The sequence below is a fragment of the Palleniella intestinalis genome, assembly GCF_013166595.1.
Lineage (GTDB): Bacteria > Bacteroidota > Bacteroidia > Bacteroidales > Bacteroidaceae > Prevotella > Prevotella intestinalis.
In genome coordinates this window covers 67,637-82,890 of the sequence record NZ_JABKKG010000010.1, presented here as the reverse complement: position 1 = coordinate 82,890, position 15,254 = coordinate 67,637, and the positions used below count along the sequence as shown (strand labels likewise).

Sequence of the window (15,254 nt, the reverse complement as noted above, 5' to 3'; positions counted from 1 at the left end):
GGTTTTCCCAGCCACAATTTTTACAACGCATATATTTTCTGTTTTAGTTTTGTTATTAGAATATCGCAAATAATACTCAGTATTTTATAAGTTCCAAATCCTTGTGGCTTATTCGCACTTTTGCAACACCAAGAAACCCCACACGAATGGCGAAATATGTAGCATCAAAACATTCTATAATGTAACCTTCTGCTCCAGCAAGACTACCACGGATGACACGCACTTTGTCGCCGAGGCTAAATGTTGTTTGTTCAAACTCAATGGGAGCATCGGTATGACCAAGGATAAATTTCAGCCGTTGTATTTGGTCATCCGGAATAACTGCTATGGGATACTTGCCAAACTTGCCTTTTGAACCGGCACGATTGGTCATAAAACGATTGATATAGGGGAGGGCTACAATGTGATGCTTACGTTCTGCCTCTGTGGTATGTATAAAAATCATAGAGGGCAGAACAACTCTTTCTATGATTTTCTTTACGCCGGTGCGCCAGACATGTGTTTCCTTTTGTGTCGGAACGTAACATTCGTAGCCAAGTTTTTCTAATTTTTTTGCGCATTGGCGTTCTGTCTTATTGTTGACAATGGCAACAAACCAACATCTTTTCTGTACGCCTACGGCGTCGTCAACTTTTTGAGTTGTCGTTACGGGGCTGACTGCTGCATTTGGCAATGCATTCATATCGGTCTCTTTCATCGTGTGTTTCATGCGTAAATGCACATACACAAAAAAGCGTGGAATCGTCCTGTTGCCCATTCCACGAACCGAGGCTCTAGCATTGCCTATTGAAGTCGAACAGACAACGTCAGAGCCCACGCCGATATGAATATACATAGCCGTGGGCAACCTAATGGAAAAAACAACATTACAGTACCACCAAAGCGGTACTTTCCATTATGGGTTACTCACAAACTTGATGTAATCACACCCGGGACATCTACCGTTGCTACATTCGAGACTTCAATTGATGAATTTGCTAGATTCGGTTCGTCTCAAACAGAGCGTTAGTAAACGCCTTTTCAATATGTCTTGGACTAATGCTTCCCACCCATTCCTCTTTGGATGGTTTCACTTTAGTATTAATAATAGAGTTCCACCATCTGCCAGCTCGGCGTGAGCAGCCTCCACAACATTGTTATGCAAGAACACGTCTGGCTTTTACAATTAGTGTCGGATTTGTTAGTCCATGTTGCAATGCTGGTTTTAGCGAACTTGTAGAGAAAACCCTACTCGTTTTGCATGACCAAACACAGCAAACGCGTTGCAAAGATAAGAATAAAACCTGAGACAAATGCAATCCTTTTATAATAAAATTATCCAAATACAATGTTTTTAACATCTTTTATTATGTATGGGAGGACAATAAAGGTGCGTATGGATAATTACTCCATACGCACCTTAACAAACTGTTTTGGAGTGTCTTGCAAGTAAGCCTAAATATGGTTTGCTTCAAGCACTGATTTCTTTATGGAATATATCAAGGCTTTATCTTACAATTACCTTTATTGTCTCGCTACAGCTTTTAGCTGTCATTCTTATGATGTAAGTGCCACTGGCAAGTGATAACTGCTCTTTTGCCACGGCTTCAACTTTGGCACGTGTTGCGGACAGTGTGCCAACCTTCACACCCTCAATGGTGTAGACATCACATTTGGCAACCTCGTTGGCTGGAATACTGTTGATAGATGTTGCAACCACAACTTTCAGCACACCTTTGGAGGTGCTTAAAGCGGAGTAATCCCATGCCATGCCTGTTGGCAATGACGGAAGCTCAAACTTAGGCGTGCCTTCAAATGAACCGGCTGTCCAAAGCGTGAACTCATCGCCTACAGAAGGAGAATAGTTGCCATTCATTCCTACTTTCAATGTGCCGTTGAGTGTTATCTTGCCTGCAATGTCCATGTAAGAGTTGACATTGGTCTTGCTCGGTGCATTGTTGATGTAAAGGCTGAGTGTACCATCCTCAGCAATATTTACATTCTTTGTTGCCGTAATCAGTCCGTAGTGAGTTGCGGATGTTCCTGTGTAGTAGCCCGGCTCTAACATCGCGCCATTCTGTACACTGATGGAAGCTACTGTTCCTTGACCGCGCATCTTTACTGTCTCGCCTGTGAGAGTGATAGTGTTGGCTGACGACAAATCAGGCAGTGGTACACCTCTGCCGGCTGCGGCAGGTAATGACATGATGCCCTTGTTGACGGTCACGCTCTTAGGTGTGCCCAATGCCTTTGTCACTTTCCATTCTCCGTCACCGGTCTTGGTAAGAGCCATGCCGGCGAATGTTCCAGTATAGGAAATTGTCTCATTGCGTCCGCCGATAGTGACATTGCCCGTAGTGCGGAGCTCTCCTGCGCCCTTCATGTTTCCTATTGTCATCTGTCGTGAACCAGCATTTACGACAACTCCGGAATTGATGCTAAGAGTGCCATTAGGCAGTCCATAGGCGTTGTCCCAAATAAAGTCTGGGTCGTAAGAACCGCTCTTAGAGTAAGCTGCTGTTACTGTACCCTCGAATGCTGACCAGTTGCCCTGCAATTGGTTTCTTACGCTTCTTGCATAGACAGTGATAGAACCAGCACCTGTCAGTTTGCCTTTATAGTCGCATCTGCCGTCAAGGTAATAGTGGCCTGTGCATTTCTCCGGCACAATGATGTTGACATTGTTTGAAGAGTAAGAGTATATGTTGTCAGCATCGCGCATTGTGCCGTTTCTCAGTTCTACTGTAGAAGGCCATTGTTGCACACTGCTGCTGTTCTCGGAAGCCTGTACTGTGCCACCGTTGATGACAAGCTTTGTCACACTGTTGCTGTTACTGAGTGCAAGTGTTCCTGCTCCGGTCTTTGTCAATGTTTGTGTAGCTCCGGCAATGCCTCTGCCCATTGTCAGTGTCTTGCCGCTTGCCACTTCAATTGTGCCTCCGCCTGCACCGATAGAAACAGGCTGGCCTAATGTTGTGCTCTCATTGGCTGAAAGTGTTGCACCGTTATTAATGGCTACTCTTGTATTTATGTCGCCTAACGCGCCAAGGTCAGTACCGATTGCGTTTGCAAACACATTGGCAACGAGCTTGCCGCCGTTAATCACAACACCATTGTCGAATGTGTTGATGTTATTGAGCGTCACACTGCCTGCACCGTTCTTTGTCAGAGTGCCCTTGCTCAGGATGCTTTCGCCGTTGATAGTGTAGTTCTTGTTCTCATTGTTGAAAACAACATTGCCCGGTGCAACAGTTGCTGCAATATTAACAGTGGTATTTGTGGCATTGTCATCGAAAGTCACATCATCACCAGGCACGAATGTTCTCTTCTCACCGGATGTGCCATCCACGAAGTTCTGCGTACCGTCGATGTCCCAGTTGCCGTCTTCGCTGCCGGTCCAAGTCGCGTTGCCTGCTTCATAGACAGTGATGTCAAGATAGAGTTTGCCATTCTCGTAGGCAAAAACTTTCTTGTAGCCATCCATACCCTCAACAATCAGGTCGTCAAGGTTTCCTTCTATCTTTGCCACTTCGGCAATGAGATACCTTCCGCTCTGCATGTTGTGGTCTGTAAGTTCAATGACCGGGGCAAGGTACTGTGGACCATTAGTCCAGTCTTTCTTCTCAATGGTCAGTGCTTCCGCCTTTATCATGTCGGCTTGCAGTCCCTCGCCGAAGATGTCAACCTTCAGCCGTGAGCCGAAGCCCATAGTCAAGGTTGTTGTCTCCATAGAGCTGGCTTTGTCATTAGTGCCGATGTTCACCTCTGCGGCATAATCCATCTTTATGCCTTTCATAAAGCGTCCGCCGTTGGTGTTCAGCACAGCAAAGCGGTTCAGCCACAACGGACTGTTCTGCAATGTGCCGTCAAAATTCAGTGTGCCTGCCCAAATGTCTGTCTCACCGCTGTAAGTCTCTGTGACATTTGGCAATGTAAGGATGCCGTCACCCTGCTTTATGAGGCGCATCTCACCGGCAAATGCACCGCCTGTTATGGTATGTGTGAACACCTCAGTGGTGATATTATTGTTGTTGTCGTGTCCCTGCACCCATGTCGGAGCATTGACAGTCAGGATGTAAGGCGTGGCACCATCCGCTACATTGACAGTCATGTTGCCTGTCTCGCACATAATCATGTGCTTGTCGTTAGCATTGCTGCCAATGGTCGCACCGTTGCCAATCTCTGTGCGTCCTGTCATTGTCAATGGTGCCGGAGCTTTTGTTATGCCCTCCAATTCACCAAGGAAATAGCTTGGGTGCGGTGTCTGGTTGTATCCGCACATCTGCCATACCATGGCGTTACGATACTGATGGTCATGCCACAGAGAGTAGTTGCGCCATGGAGTCTCTATGTCTGTGGTGTAGATACGGATGTTGTTGTCACCGTCGCGCATGATGACCTCCTCACGCCAGTCGCCCAAAACATCACCCTGGTAGCAAGGCGTACCCTTGGTATCGTTGTTTGTCTTGCTGCCCTCAAGCAACGCTATTCTTCCTTCGCGTGCTTTGAAGATAGCACCCTGAGTGTTCTTTCCGTTGTTATAGTCGAATGACTCCTCACAAAGGTCGCCGTCCCAATATATGCGGAAGTTCTGTGTGATGCGAACCGATGCCTTGTCGTCACCGGCAATTCCAGTGTGTGTGACAGAGCTTATCAGATTCCCATCATGGCTTGTCACGCCCTGTGCTCCCGGATAATCGTTAAGGAAATTACCCATATTGGCGCGTCCGTCATCGTTTCCACCCGTAGTGCGGTAGTAAATCTTTGATGTTGTCGCATCGCGGAAATTGTTGTTAGGATTGTCCTCGTTGCAGGCGAATATTTCCAAGCCATGGGTGTAAGGGTCAAAGTCACTGCAGTGCTGTGAATCGCCGTGTCCAAGTCCTGTTGTGGAAAGACCATGACCATTGTCGTCTATGACCATAGAGCCAAAGACAATCTCATCCCTTCCGTCCAGGTCGACGTCTGCAATGCCGAAGTTATGATAGCCCTGTCCATACCATGGAGACCCCGGAGTGTTGCAGTTCCAGCGCCAACGCTCCACAAGTTCATGAGTGGCAGGGTTGACATCAAGTGCTATCATCTTATGGCGTGTGTAGATACCACGTGCAAGGAAGATGCTTGCGTTACGGCCGTCAAGGAACGGTGCACCGAAGAAATGCTTTGTCGAACGGTGTCCGTAGCCGTCACCCCAAGCTTTGTCAAGGTCAGTCTCGCCTTCCTCAAGTCTCTTCAGCGGATAGTCCTTCACCTGATAAGGCTTTCCTGTCTGTCCGTTCACATAGACAAGATATTCCGCTCCGTCATGCATGAACCAGTTGGCACCGCCGCCTGTTGCCGCACGGTAGTTCTTGGAAGCATCACCGATAACATGTGTCGTACCGTCAGCCATGTGAATCGTCGTGCCGTCAGCAGCACGGAACACAGCTTCCGCCTTACCGTCCTTGTCCCAGTCGAAAGCCACGATGTTCTGCTCATTGTTCTGGAAGTCTCCCATGTTCGGACCGCAGTTCACCCACCACAGCACAGTGCCGTCCTGCTTCAGGCACTCAAACAGCGAGTACTCGCCATTGTAGCCGTCACGTGGATAGCTGGCACTAATCTCGCTCTGGTTGTCATATTTCATGAGAATCTCCAACTCTCCGTCGCCATCCACATCAGCGCAACAAGCATCGTTAGGCACATAAGTGCTGGTAAGTGATGGGTCGTGCTTCGGGACTATCGTCTTATAGTTTTTCTCCCACACCTTTGCGGCAGGACTTTTGGCCTGTGCCACTCCCTTCACAACAGCCTCTACGGTGTATGTACTGCCGGCAGAGCCGTTGGCATCCATGAAGTTGGATGTCTCCAATGGCTGTGCATTCAGTTTTGTGCCGTCACGATAGATGTTGTATTTAACATCGTAGTACTCCTCGGCTGTGATTCTCCAACTGCAGAACACCCCCTTGTCAGTCTTTACCGCAACCAGTCCCCGATTCAACTTGTCGGTCATTCGTTGGGCGTTGGCTCCCATGATGCAGAAAGCAACAAAGGCAGCCGACAACAAAATCTTTTTCATATTCTTTTCTTGGTTTAGCTATAAGTTTTTCTTTTTACATAGTCAATGCATCTCTTCCTTGTATGGAAGAGAGTGCAGGGTTAATATGTTATTATTCTGCAAAATTAGCAAAAACAAGCGGAAGATATATGTAAATCTGTGCGCATAAGATGTAATTTTGTATAAAAGCACAGCTTTTTGGGGAATAAACAGCATAGCCAAATGCTGCATGTGCCTGCCGGACATATAATAATGAAAATAAGTTAGTCCACAAAATCAAACGACATTATTTCCAATCGTTATGTATGGATTTGTCTTTCGCATTATCTGCGCTGTTCTTTTTGTGGACTGACTTAAGAAAACTCACAGCATTTCCCATTATTTTGCTAACAGATAGCTTGAGCTGCGCCCTCCTTCACCACTGTTGCACAGCATTCCTTTGCCTATGAGGTCGTTTATGTCACGCAATGCAGTATCTTGCGAGCATTTGCACATCTTTGCCCATTTGGATGATGTCAGTTTTCCTTCAAAACCGTCCCACAGCCGGTTGATTATCTTCCGTTGCCGCTCATTGATTTCTGTATTGCGGAACTTGTCCCAATATGTGGCTTTCTGCAATGTGTTTTCAACAGTGTCGGAAGCACGCCCTATGGCATCCTCAAGACAAGCAAAGAACCATAACAGCCATTTTGTGATGTCAAGCCCTCCCTTTTGTGTTTCCTCAAGAATCTCATAATAAGATTTCTTGTTCTTGTTTATGGCATCAGACATACTATAATAATGACATGCTTCTTTGTCAAGGCGTGAAAGGAACATGTCGGTTAGTGTGCGCCCGATACGTCCGTTGCCGTCATCAAACGGGTGGATAGTGACGAACCACAAGTGAGAGACAGCAGCCATTATGAATGGTGAGATGCTCGCCGTGTTGCACCATGTAAGGAATGTTTCCATCTCTTTAGGTACATCTGCCGACGGTGGCGCTTCGTAATGGATTTTCTCATGTCCCAAAGCTCCCGAAATGACTTGCATGGCTTCTTCTCCTTTTCGCCAGTCTGCGACAGTTATCTTGTACATTCCACTATGTCCGGAAGGAAAAATTGCAGCATGCCAGCCAAACAATCGTTCAGCAGTCAACGGTTCATGGCAGTTGTGCAGTGCATCAAGCATGACATCAACAAGTCCTTCTACATAATGGTCTTCCATGAACTGCCCATTGAAATCTATTCCAAGCCTGCGTGCAATGCTGCTTCTTACGGAGTCGCGGTTGAGTTGGACGCCCTCTATCTCTGAGGAACTGACCAACTCTTCTGACATGACTGCCAGTGCAGAACTGCTTTTCTCATGAAAACCAAGCATAGACATGCGTCCAAGCAGCAATCCATGCGATTGGCTCAAGTGGCTCAAAGGCTCAAGCAATGTTTCTGAATCCCAGCGGAATTTAGCCCATTCTTCATGCTGCCAAATGTATGTTTTATGTCTGTTTGTTGGTTTCATACGCCAAAAAGTTAATGTAATTCAAATTGCAGAGATGCCGCTTATCTTATGCAAAGATACGGATTTGCGGTGAAAAATATTGCTATTCACCGCAAATTTGCGGTGAATAAGTTCTTTTTTGTGATATGTTAACAAAAAAAGAGCAACATGGTCTGCCATAGTCCTTAGGGATTGTGCAAGCCTGCCGCTCTTTTTTCTGCGTATAAATAAAACTTACTTTTTCTCAGCTCTTGTCAGTTTCATGATGACATTGCCGTCCTTGTCATACACCTGTGCGCTGTTGCCATTGATGCTGATGCGCGCGGTGGTGTTGATAGCCTGTGTGACAGCGTCCTCGATTTCCATGCTCTGACCCATCATCCGTGTCATGCCGATATGGGTGAAAGACATGTTCTTGCCGTCACTTGTGTAGCCTCCGAAGAAGGAGTTCACACTGGCATTGCCGTTGATGCGTCCGTCATTGCCGAAATTTATAGTGGCAGGGCGGTCGCCGCCGGCAGTGCTCTTGCCCATAGCCTGCTCTATTTTCCACTCTCCGAAGAGTCCACCGCCAGTGTTAAGGATTGTCTTTTCCGTTGTGCATGCACTCATGGTTGCTGCAATGAATGCTGCCATAATGATGTTCTTTGTCTTCATAATCTTTGTGTGTTTCTTTTTATTATCCGGCACAAAGATACTCATTTTTTCCGGAACGGCAAACGGAAATTCCCTAATCGTGCGTGGAAAACCCCTAAGAGGGCACTCGGAAAGGGTGGAGACGGTAAGTAACTATTGTAAATTACTTTATATTTAAGTTATGTGTGTACTAAGACGCAGTTGTTTTTTTAGTATAAACTAATTTTCAACAGTTACTTAGCTTTGTTTTTTTATCCCTTCAATGTGATAATAATCACGCCGTTCTTGCCTTTCTCGCCATATTGCTTGGTGGATTCCTCATTCTTCAGGACCTCAATTTTCTCTATGTTATCAGGCTTAATGTCTTTGATGGACTTGTACTCAGTCTCGCTGATTGGCTTGCCGTTGACAATGATCAACGGGGCTTTTGTGTCATTTGTGCCTACGGAAACAGCCTGCGATGCACTGCCGGACTTTGTCGCTGCGCTACTTCGGAAGACAACAGGTATGGCATATTTCACACGCACCGGCTTGCCTTTCTGTTTGCCCGGAATCCATTTCGGCATGGCTTTCACTACACGCATAGCCTCATTGTCAAACTCCGGAGACAAGGATTTCATGAGAGCCACATCTGTTATGGAACCGTCAGTGTCAACGATAAACGAAACCAGGACGCGTCCTGTCACACATATTGTGCCAGCTTCTTTAGGATATTTGATGTTCTCGCCAAGGAACTTCATCAACGCTGCAGGGCCTCCCGGGAACTGCGGCATCTCCTCCACGACGTTATACGCCTTGTCATCATCCTTCGGCTGCGCCTCCTTCACGGCAGGAGTTTCCTCCTTTGCGGCAACGGTTGGTTTTTCGGTTTCTGCCGGTTGGCTGAAGACATGCTTGTCAGCGGCACGCACGAGTGTCTCGGAATTCTCTACAATGCTTTCCTCCATCTTCTCCATTTCAGGATTGGCGAAAGCCACTACAGCCACGGCTGCCAATGGGAGCGCTACTAATGCCTTCACGCATTCCCAACGATTTGTCTTCTCGGTCTTCATCATTGTTATTCTCTTTTTGAGTGAGTATTTGTTAAGGTTGTTTGCTATTGCGAACAGTTGGTCGCCGACAGCCTTGCGCACAAGGAGCATCTGGTAGGCTGTGGCATTGATTCCGCTGTCGAGGACTGCCTCATCGGCCTCATATTCGTGGATGTCCTGCATCTCGGACTTCAATAACCATGCGGCAGGATTGAACCATTGCACTGCGGCAAGAACATTGCACAGCAGGATGTCGGCGGAATGCAGCCGGCGGATGTGCGCCGTCTCGTGAGTGATGATGGCGTGGCTGTTTGACTCATAGTCGCTCCGGCTGATGATGATGTTGCCGAACCAAGAGAACGGCGGCGTGTCATCACGGAGGATATGTATCCTTATGCCGTCAGGAGTCGTTATAGTTTCCTCCGCCTTGCGCATCATCCGGTAGATTCCGATATACGAGACAATCATCCTTGCGGTGAAGATTGCCACACCGATGATGTATGCCATGAGGGCGACATGCGTGGCATTAAGCCTGAAAGTCGCTTCCTCCTGCTGCTCCATGATGCTGAACATCAGGTGGTCGATGGCGATTGTCCCCACTGCCATCGGCTGCGTCTCATGTCCGACAGTCACGTGGACGAATGGCAGAATCAGTGACAATGCCACGAGTGAAAGGAGCACGAAGCGGTTGAAAGTGTGCAGTGTGGTGCGGCTCAACAGCAGTTTATAGAAGATGTAGAACATCACAAGGCACATGGAAACCTTGATTGAATAGGCAAGAAACTCTCCCATAAGCCTTATTCCCCTTCGATTTGCCTGATGAGTTCCTTCAAGTCCTCAACAGAGATTTTCTCTTCGCTGACAAGTGTGGAGACAGCTCCGAGGTATGACTTCCCGAAGAATTTGTCGATGACCCCTGTCAGTGAGCGGTTGCGGTACTTGTCCCTGCTGACGGCGGCGAAGTATTTGTAGCACCGTGTGCTTACCGCGCGGTGGCTCAGGAAGCCTTTCTCCTCAAGTATGCGCACAAGGGTCGAGAGCGTGTTGACATGCGGTTTTGGCTCCTCGTAGAGAGCCTGCAACTCACGGATGGACATCTCGCCGTTTGCCCAGATGTGGTTCATGATCTCCTCTTCCTTAGCTGTAAGTGTCTTCATAATGCTTTATTGTGGTTGTTTTTGTTTTCTGCCGGCAAAGTAACTAATAATTTTCGTTATCTCCAAATTTATCCGAAGAAATCAACTAAAACTATTAGTTATTTAACTAAAATAATTAGTTAGCTATGTCCTTTAACATCTTTCCGGTGCTGTCTTGTCATATCATAATCCGCCTGCCCTGTCTGTTGTTTTGTCATAGGATTAAGCATCGCAAAGCATGCCGTTATGCATGGTTTTGTGAAAGGTAACCTTTCGTACTGCAACCCCTTACCTTTCGCATGGTAAAGTGTTACCTTTTACCACACAAAAGGTAACACTTTGGTTGTATGGAGAATACTCTGTGCTAATTTGTTGATATACAATCAGATAAAAGAATGCCTGCTTTTCCGGTGAAGATAATTGTTGGATGATGCGATTATCTTATCAAGAAACTGTAACTTTGCATTTAGTACCTTTTGTCAATATCCGTCAGTAATTCATTTATAATAAAAATATGTGAGAGTTATATAGATAAAAATTAAGGCGTTTTTTTGATATGGATTCTATTAAACTGAAATTCAGGGCTTCTTCCAAGCCCGGTAAGCATGGAGTGTTGTTCTTTCAGATAATACATGACCGTACGGTTCGCAGGGTAACTATAGGACATCGGATATTTTCAGGAGAATGGTGTGACGACTCGGAAACAATACTATTGCCGGACTCTGCAAGCAACCGCTATGCCCATGTCAAAGCGGTTATGCAGCATTGTGAGTGGGAAATAGAGCGTTTTCACATTATATCCAAGGCATTCGGGACAAGAGATTATTCTGTTGAAGAACTTGTGGATGCCTTCAGGACGGATAGTGACAATGGGAAAAGTTTCTTTGAGTTTCTGCAAAGGAAAAGTTCCGAATTGAGGGATGTTGGTCGTGACCGTTGCAGCGAGACCATGATGTGTTCGCTTAGAAGCTTCATGCAGTTCCGTGGCGGCATAGACATTGATGTGGATAAAATCACAAAGGAGATGATGGCACGATATGAGGCTTACATGCTGAAGAACGGGCTCAGGAGGAACACCACATCCTTCTATATGCGCAATCTCCGTTCTGCATATAAGGTTGCCGTAGAAGAAGGGCTGACGATTGACAACAATGTTTTCTGCAGGGTGTATACCGGAGTCGATAAAACCATAAAGCGTGCTATCGGTATAGGTGACATTAGGAAGATAAGGCGTCTGCCTCTTGGCACTCGCCCGGCATTGGAATATGCCCGTGACATGCTTATGCTGTGCTTCTATTTGCGTGGCATTAGTTTCATAGACTTGGCATTTCTGCGAAAGAAAGATGTGAAGGGTGGGCGTATAGTTTACGGACGCCGGAAGACAAAAAAGCTGCTGACGGTACAAATCCCTCCGGAAGCCGATGCGCTTTTCTCCAAATATCCCAGTGACACGCAATATCTGTTGCCGATAATCAAGACTGAAGATGGCTCCGAACGCGAGCAGTACAGAAGGCAGCTCATGGCAATCAACCGTAATCTGAAGAAAGTAGGCAGGATGGTTCAGCTGCCAATACCATTGTCTACTTACGTTATGCGCCATTCCTGGGCAACCATTGCTCATAACAAAGGGATAGAGATAGCGGTGATCAGTGAAGGATTAGGGCATGAGAATGAGCTGACGACGCAAATTTATCTGGATTCAATAAATACTGCGGAGGTGGATAAGGCAAACAGGAAAATATTGGATGACTTGTAATCTTGACAGTCTGTTTGTGCAATAAAAAAATATGTTTCTCAAAAGTGATTGTCTCTACAGCAGAGACAATACTCCACAATGCAAAATTAAACATTTTATTCAATTTAGACAAATTTAATGCAAAAAAATATTGCCTTTTGTTGGAGAATTCTTGTTTTTGTGATGTATTTATCGCAAAAACAACTGCTGACGGAGCCCGACAGGTGGCTTTTGTTTTTCAATAATGCTGTTTTCTGTGCATCAACTTACTGTTACATAGTTGTTTCTCAAAAGTGATTGTCTCTGCTGTAGAGATATACATTTTCTGCAATCACACTTTACAATGGATAAGGATGCTATCAAGACGACATCGGTTGGTTTGCCTGCAAATGGGACAGGCAACCGCGAAGCGTGTCCGAAACGTTGGTATGTGGCACAGGTGCGTAATTGTTGTGAACGTAAAGTCGCCAAGAGAATCAATTCTCTCGGCATTGAGGCTTTTGCTCCAATCCAGAAGGAAATTCACTATTGGAGTGACAGGAACAAAGTCATTGACCGCATTGTGATTCCAATGGTTGTGTTTGTGAAAATGGCGAATGAAGATATTCGGGTTATTCGCGATTTGTCATTTGTATATACTCTTCTCAAAGCTCCCGGTGCCAGGGAATATGCCGTAATACCGGACAAGCAGATTGAGGATTTTTGCAGAATGCTGGCACAGCATGATGAGGCTGTGACAATGGATTCAAGCAAACTTGTTGCGGGCACAGAAGTGGAAGTTGTCCGAGGGCCTATGAAGGGAATGGTCGGAAAAGTAGCGGAATTGGGCGTTAAAAAGACGAGGGTATATGTGAATCTTGGCTTCTTAGGCAGTGCTAATGTGCTTATCGATATAGCAGATGTGAAATGTATTAGCAAAACAAATAATTAATATGGATAAATACGCAGAGATATTAAGTCAATTGCCTGTAGATGTGCTGCATATAGCGGAGTCTTTTGCAAAAGATAACAAGTCCCCGCAAATAGAGCCTGCCCATTTGCTCCGGGCTTTGCTGCATAAGTCTGTGGGACTTGTCGGGTTTATCGAAGACACCCTTGATTCTGATTATTATTATCTTTTGGATTGGGCAGACATAAGAGTCAGTCAAGCAGAGAAGTCCGCCTATCCGATGAAGTCGGTTGTGTTCTCCAATGAGGCAAAGAGCGTTATCAGGGAAGCGCAGTCCCAGGCTGAACAACGTGGACTGGGAGAAATAACGACACAATTGCTGTTGGCGGCAGTTGTATCGCCAGGGGTGGGCTTTAGTGCCGACCAGCTGAAAACGCTTCCGTTGGCACCGGAGATGATATATAGGACAATGTCGGATGATTATTGTGCAAAACCTTCGTTGCCGGGAAAGCCGTCTGCAAGTGAAGCTTTTTCGGGAAGTGAGGAATATTTTTGCGAGGCTGTAACGGCTCCGGCACTGCCTGTGATTGGTTTGGAGGACAAGGTGCGCTCAATGCTTGAAGTGCTTGCACGAAAGGATAAGGCAAACCTGATTATTGTCGGCGAGACCGGTGTTGGCAAGACAAGTCTCATATATGGTCTGATTCAGAAAGCAAGCGCGGAAGATGCTCCTTCGTCTGTAAGAGACATGGTGCTGTACGAACTTGATTTGATAGCCCTTGTGCAAGGTGTTTCTTACAAGGGTGAGGTAGAGGACCGCTTCAAAAAGACACTGGCGTATATAGAACAGCAGCCGGGAGCTGTGCTTGTTGTGGAGAATATTTACAGGTTAGAGGACAAGCAGTCAGTATTGAACGGCATCCTGCCTATCCTGAAACGTGCACTGTGTAAGAATGAGATTCAGCTGATAAGCACTTCCACCATAGATGGATATACCAAGGACATAGAGAAGGATAAGGAGCTGATGTCCTATATCGAGAAAATACAATTGGACGAGCCAACCGAGCAGACAGCCAAAGAGATTGTTGAAAGCAAGATGCCAAGCTATGCGGAATTCCATTCGATAGAGGCCGAAGAAGATATTGCAGAGGAATTGGTACGCCTTTCCAAACGTTATATCCCGGAGCGCAGCCTGCCTTCATCAGCTTTGGACTTGCTGGACAGGTCAATGGCTTCCATAAAGATAGACTTGGAAATGGACGCTTGTCCGGAGCAGAAGCTCTGTAAGGACTATGTCAAGAACGTGGTGGCAAAGATGACCGGTATTCCAATGGGCAACCTCCAATCGGAAGAGCGCGAGAAGCTTGGCAATGCGGAAGAAATCATACATCAGCGCCTTGTGGGGCAGAATCACGCCGTGAAGAGTGTGCTTGATGCCATTTATGAATCACGCTCAGGATTGAACAAGAAAGAGCAGCCTATCGGTTCTTTCTTCTTCCTTGGCCCTACCGGTACAGGTAAGACAGAGCTGGCAAAGTCGCTTGCCAATTTCCTGTTCAACGATGAGGCTTCCATCCTGCGCTTCGACATGTCGGAGTACAAGGAGGAACATTCCGTCGCCCTGCTTTACGGTGCACCTCCGGGATATGTCGGTTATGAGGAAGGCGGACTGCTTGTCAACCAAATCCGTCAGCATCCGTACAGTGTTGTGCTGTTTGATGAGATAGAGAAGGCACACAAGTCTGTTTTCGACCTGTTCCTGCAGATTCTTGACGAAGGAAAGCTGCATGACCGTCTCGGACGTGTCGGCGATTTCTCCAATGCTCTCATAATCTTTACCTCCAACATCGGCAGCGATTATATTTTCAAGTCATTTGAAGAGAATCGGGTGCCGACTCACGACCAGATGCTTGATGTGATGCAAGGACAGTTCCGTCCGGAGTTCCTTGCGCGCCTTACGGAGATAGTGCCTTTCTCTCCAATCACGCCGGAGATGATAGACAAGATATTCGATATTCATATCAAGAACCTCCTGAAAGCCTTGAAAGAGCAGAACATCACATTGGAGATAGACGATACAGCTCGCAAGTATATAACCAAGGTTGGTTTCAACGCCCATTACGGTGCACGCCCTATCCTTGGCATCATCCGTAAGGAAATCCGCCGCCCTCTCTCCAAACTGATAATATCGGGTGACATAAATTCAGGTGATACTGTCACAATGAAATATAATGAAGTGGCTAAAGAAATTGCTTGGGAGATTGACTCACCGGACGAGTGATTGTCCACGGCAAGCAGAACTGAAAACAACTAATAAACAAATAAATAATAACAAAAC

Annotated in this window: 9 protein-coding genes; 3 read left to right on the top strand and 6 right to left on the bottom strand. The window is 46.4% G+C overall.

Annotated features, from left to right (window positions below):
- Positions 1–76: 76 nt before the first annotated feature.
- The 6 genes from HPS57_RS12405 to HPS57_RS12380 all read right to left on the bottom strand — a co-directional run bounded on the left by HPS57_RS12405 (position 77) and on the right by HPS57_RS12380 (position 10,313).
- Positions 77–697 (bottom strand): UpxY family transcription antiterminator, encoded by a 621-nt coding sequence (locus HPS57_RS12405; protein WP_172183557.1) that lies wholly within the window; start codon positions 695–697, stop codon positions 77–79.
- A 789-nt stretch (positions 698–1,486) separates the two neighbouring features.
- A complete protein-coding gene (locus tag HPS57_RS12400; RefSeq protein WP_253946555.1) occupies positions 1,487–6,037 on the bottom strand; it encodes a rhamnogalacturonan lyase family protein in 4,551 nt (1,516 codons plus the stop codon).
- Between the two features lie 357 nt (positions 6,038–6,394).
- Positions 6,395–7,510, bottom strand: coding sequence for a Fic family protein (locus HPS57_RS12395; RefSeq protein WP_172183556.1), 1,116 nt, complete (start codon positions 7,508–7,510; stop codon positions 6,395–6,397).
- 213 nt (positions 7,511–7,723) lie between these two features.
- Positions 7,724–8,146 (bottom strand): META domain-containing protein, encoded by a 423-nt coding sequence (locus HPS57_RS12390; protein WP_172183555.1) that lies wholly within the window; start codon positions 8,144–8,146, stop codon positions 7,724–7,726.
- Between the two features lie 230 nt (positions 8,147–8,376).
- The gene (locus HPS57_RS12385) at positions 8,377–9,948 is read right to left on the bottom strand and encodes a M56 family metallopeptidase (RefSeq protein ID WP_172183554.1); all 1,572 of its coding nucleotides are present in this window, start codon (positions 9,946–9,948) and stop codon (positions 8,377–8,379) included.
- A 5-nt stretch (positions 9,949–9,953) separates the two neighbouring features.
- Positions 9,954–10,313 (bottom strand): BlaI/MecI/CopY family transcriptional regulator, encoded by a 360-nt coding sequence (locus HPS57_RS12380; RefSeq protein ID WP_172183553.1) that lies wholly within the window; start codon positions 10,311–10,313, stop codon positions 9,954–9,956.
- Positions 10,314–10,848: 535 nt separating this feature from the next.
- Between HPS57_RS12380 and HPS57_RS12375 the strand changes: the two genes are divergently transcribed.
- From HPS57_RS12375 to HPS57_RS12365, 3 genes are all read left to right on the top strand, one after another.
- Positions 10,849–12,048: a tyrosine-type recombinase/integrase gene (locus HPS57_RS12375; RefSeq protein ID WP_172183552.1), complete on the top strand. Its 1,200-nt coding sequence runs from the start codon at positions 10,849–10,851 to the stop codon at positions 12,046–12,048.
- Positions 12,049–12,370: 322 nt separating this feature from the next.
- Positions 12,371–12,958: a UpxY family transcription antiterminator gene (locus HPS57_RS12370; protein ID WP_172183551.1), complete on the top strand. Its 588-nt coding sequence runs from the start codon at positions 12,371–12,373 to the stop codon at positions 12,956–12,958.
- A 1-nt stretch (position 12,959) separates the two neighbouring features.
- Positions 12,960–15,197 carry an AAA family ATPase gene (locus HPS57_RS12365; protein WP_172183550.1) on the top strand — a complete coding sequence of 746 codons (2,238 nt, stop codon included), beginning with the start codon at positions 12,960–12,962 and terminating at the stop codon, positions 15,195–15,197.
- Positions 15,198–15,254: the final 57 nt, after the last annotated feature.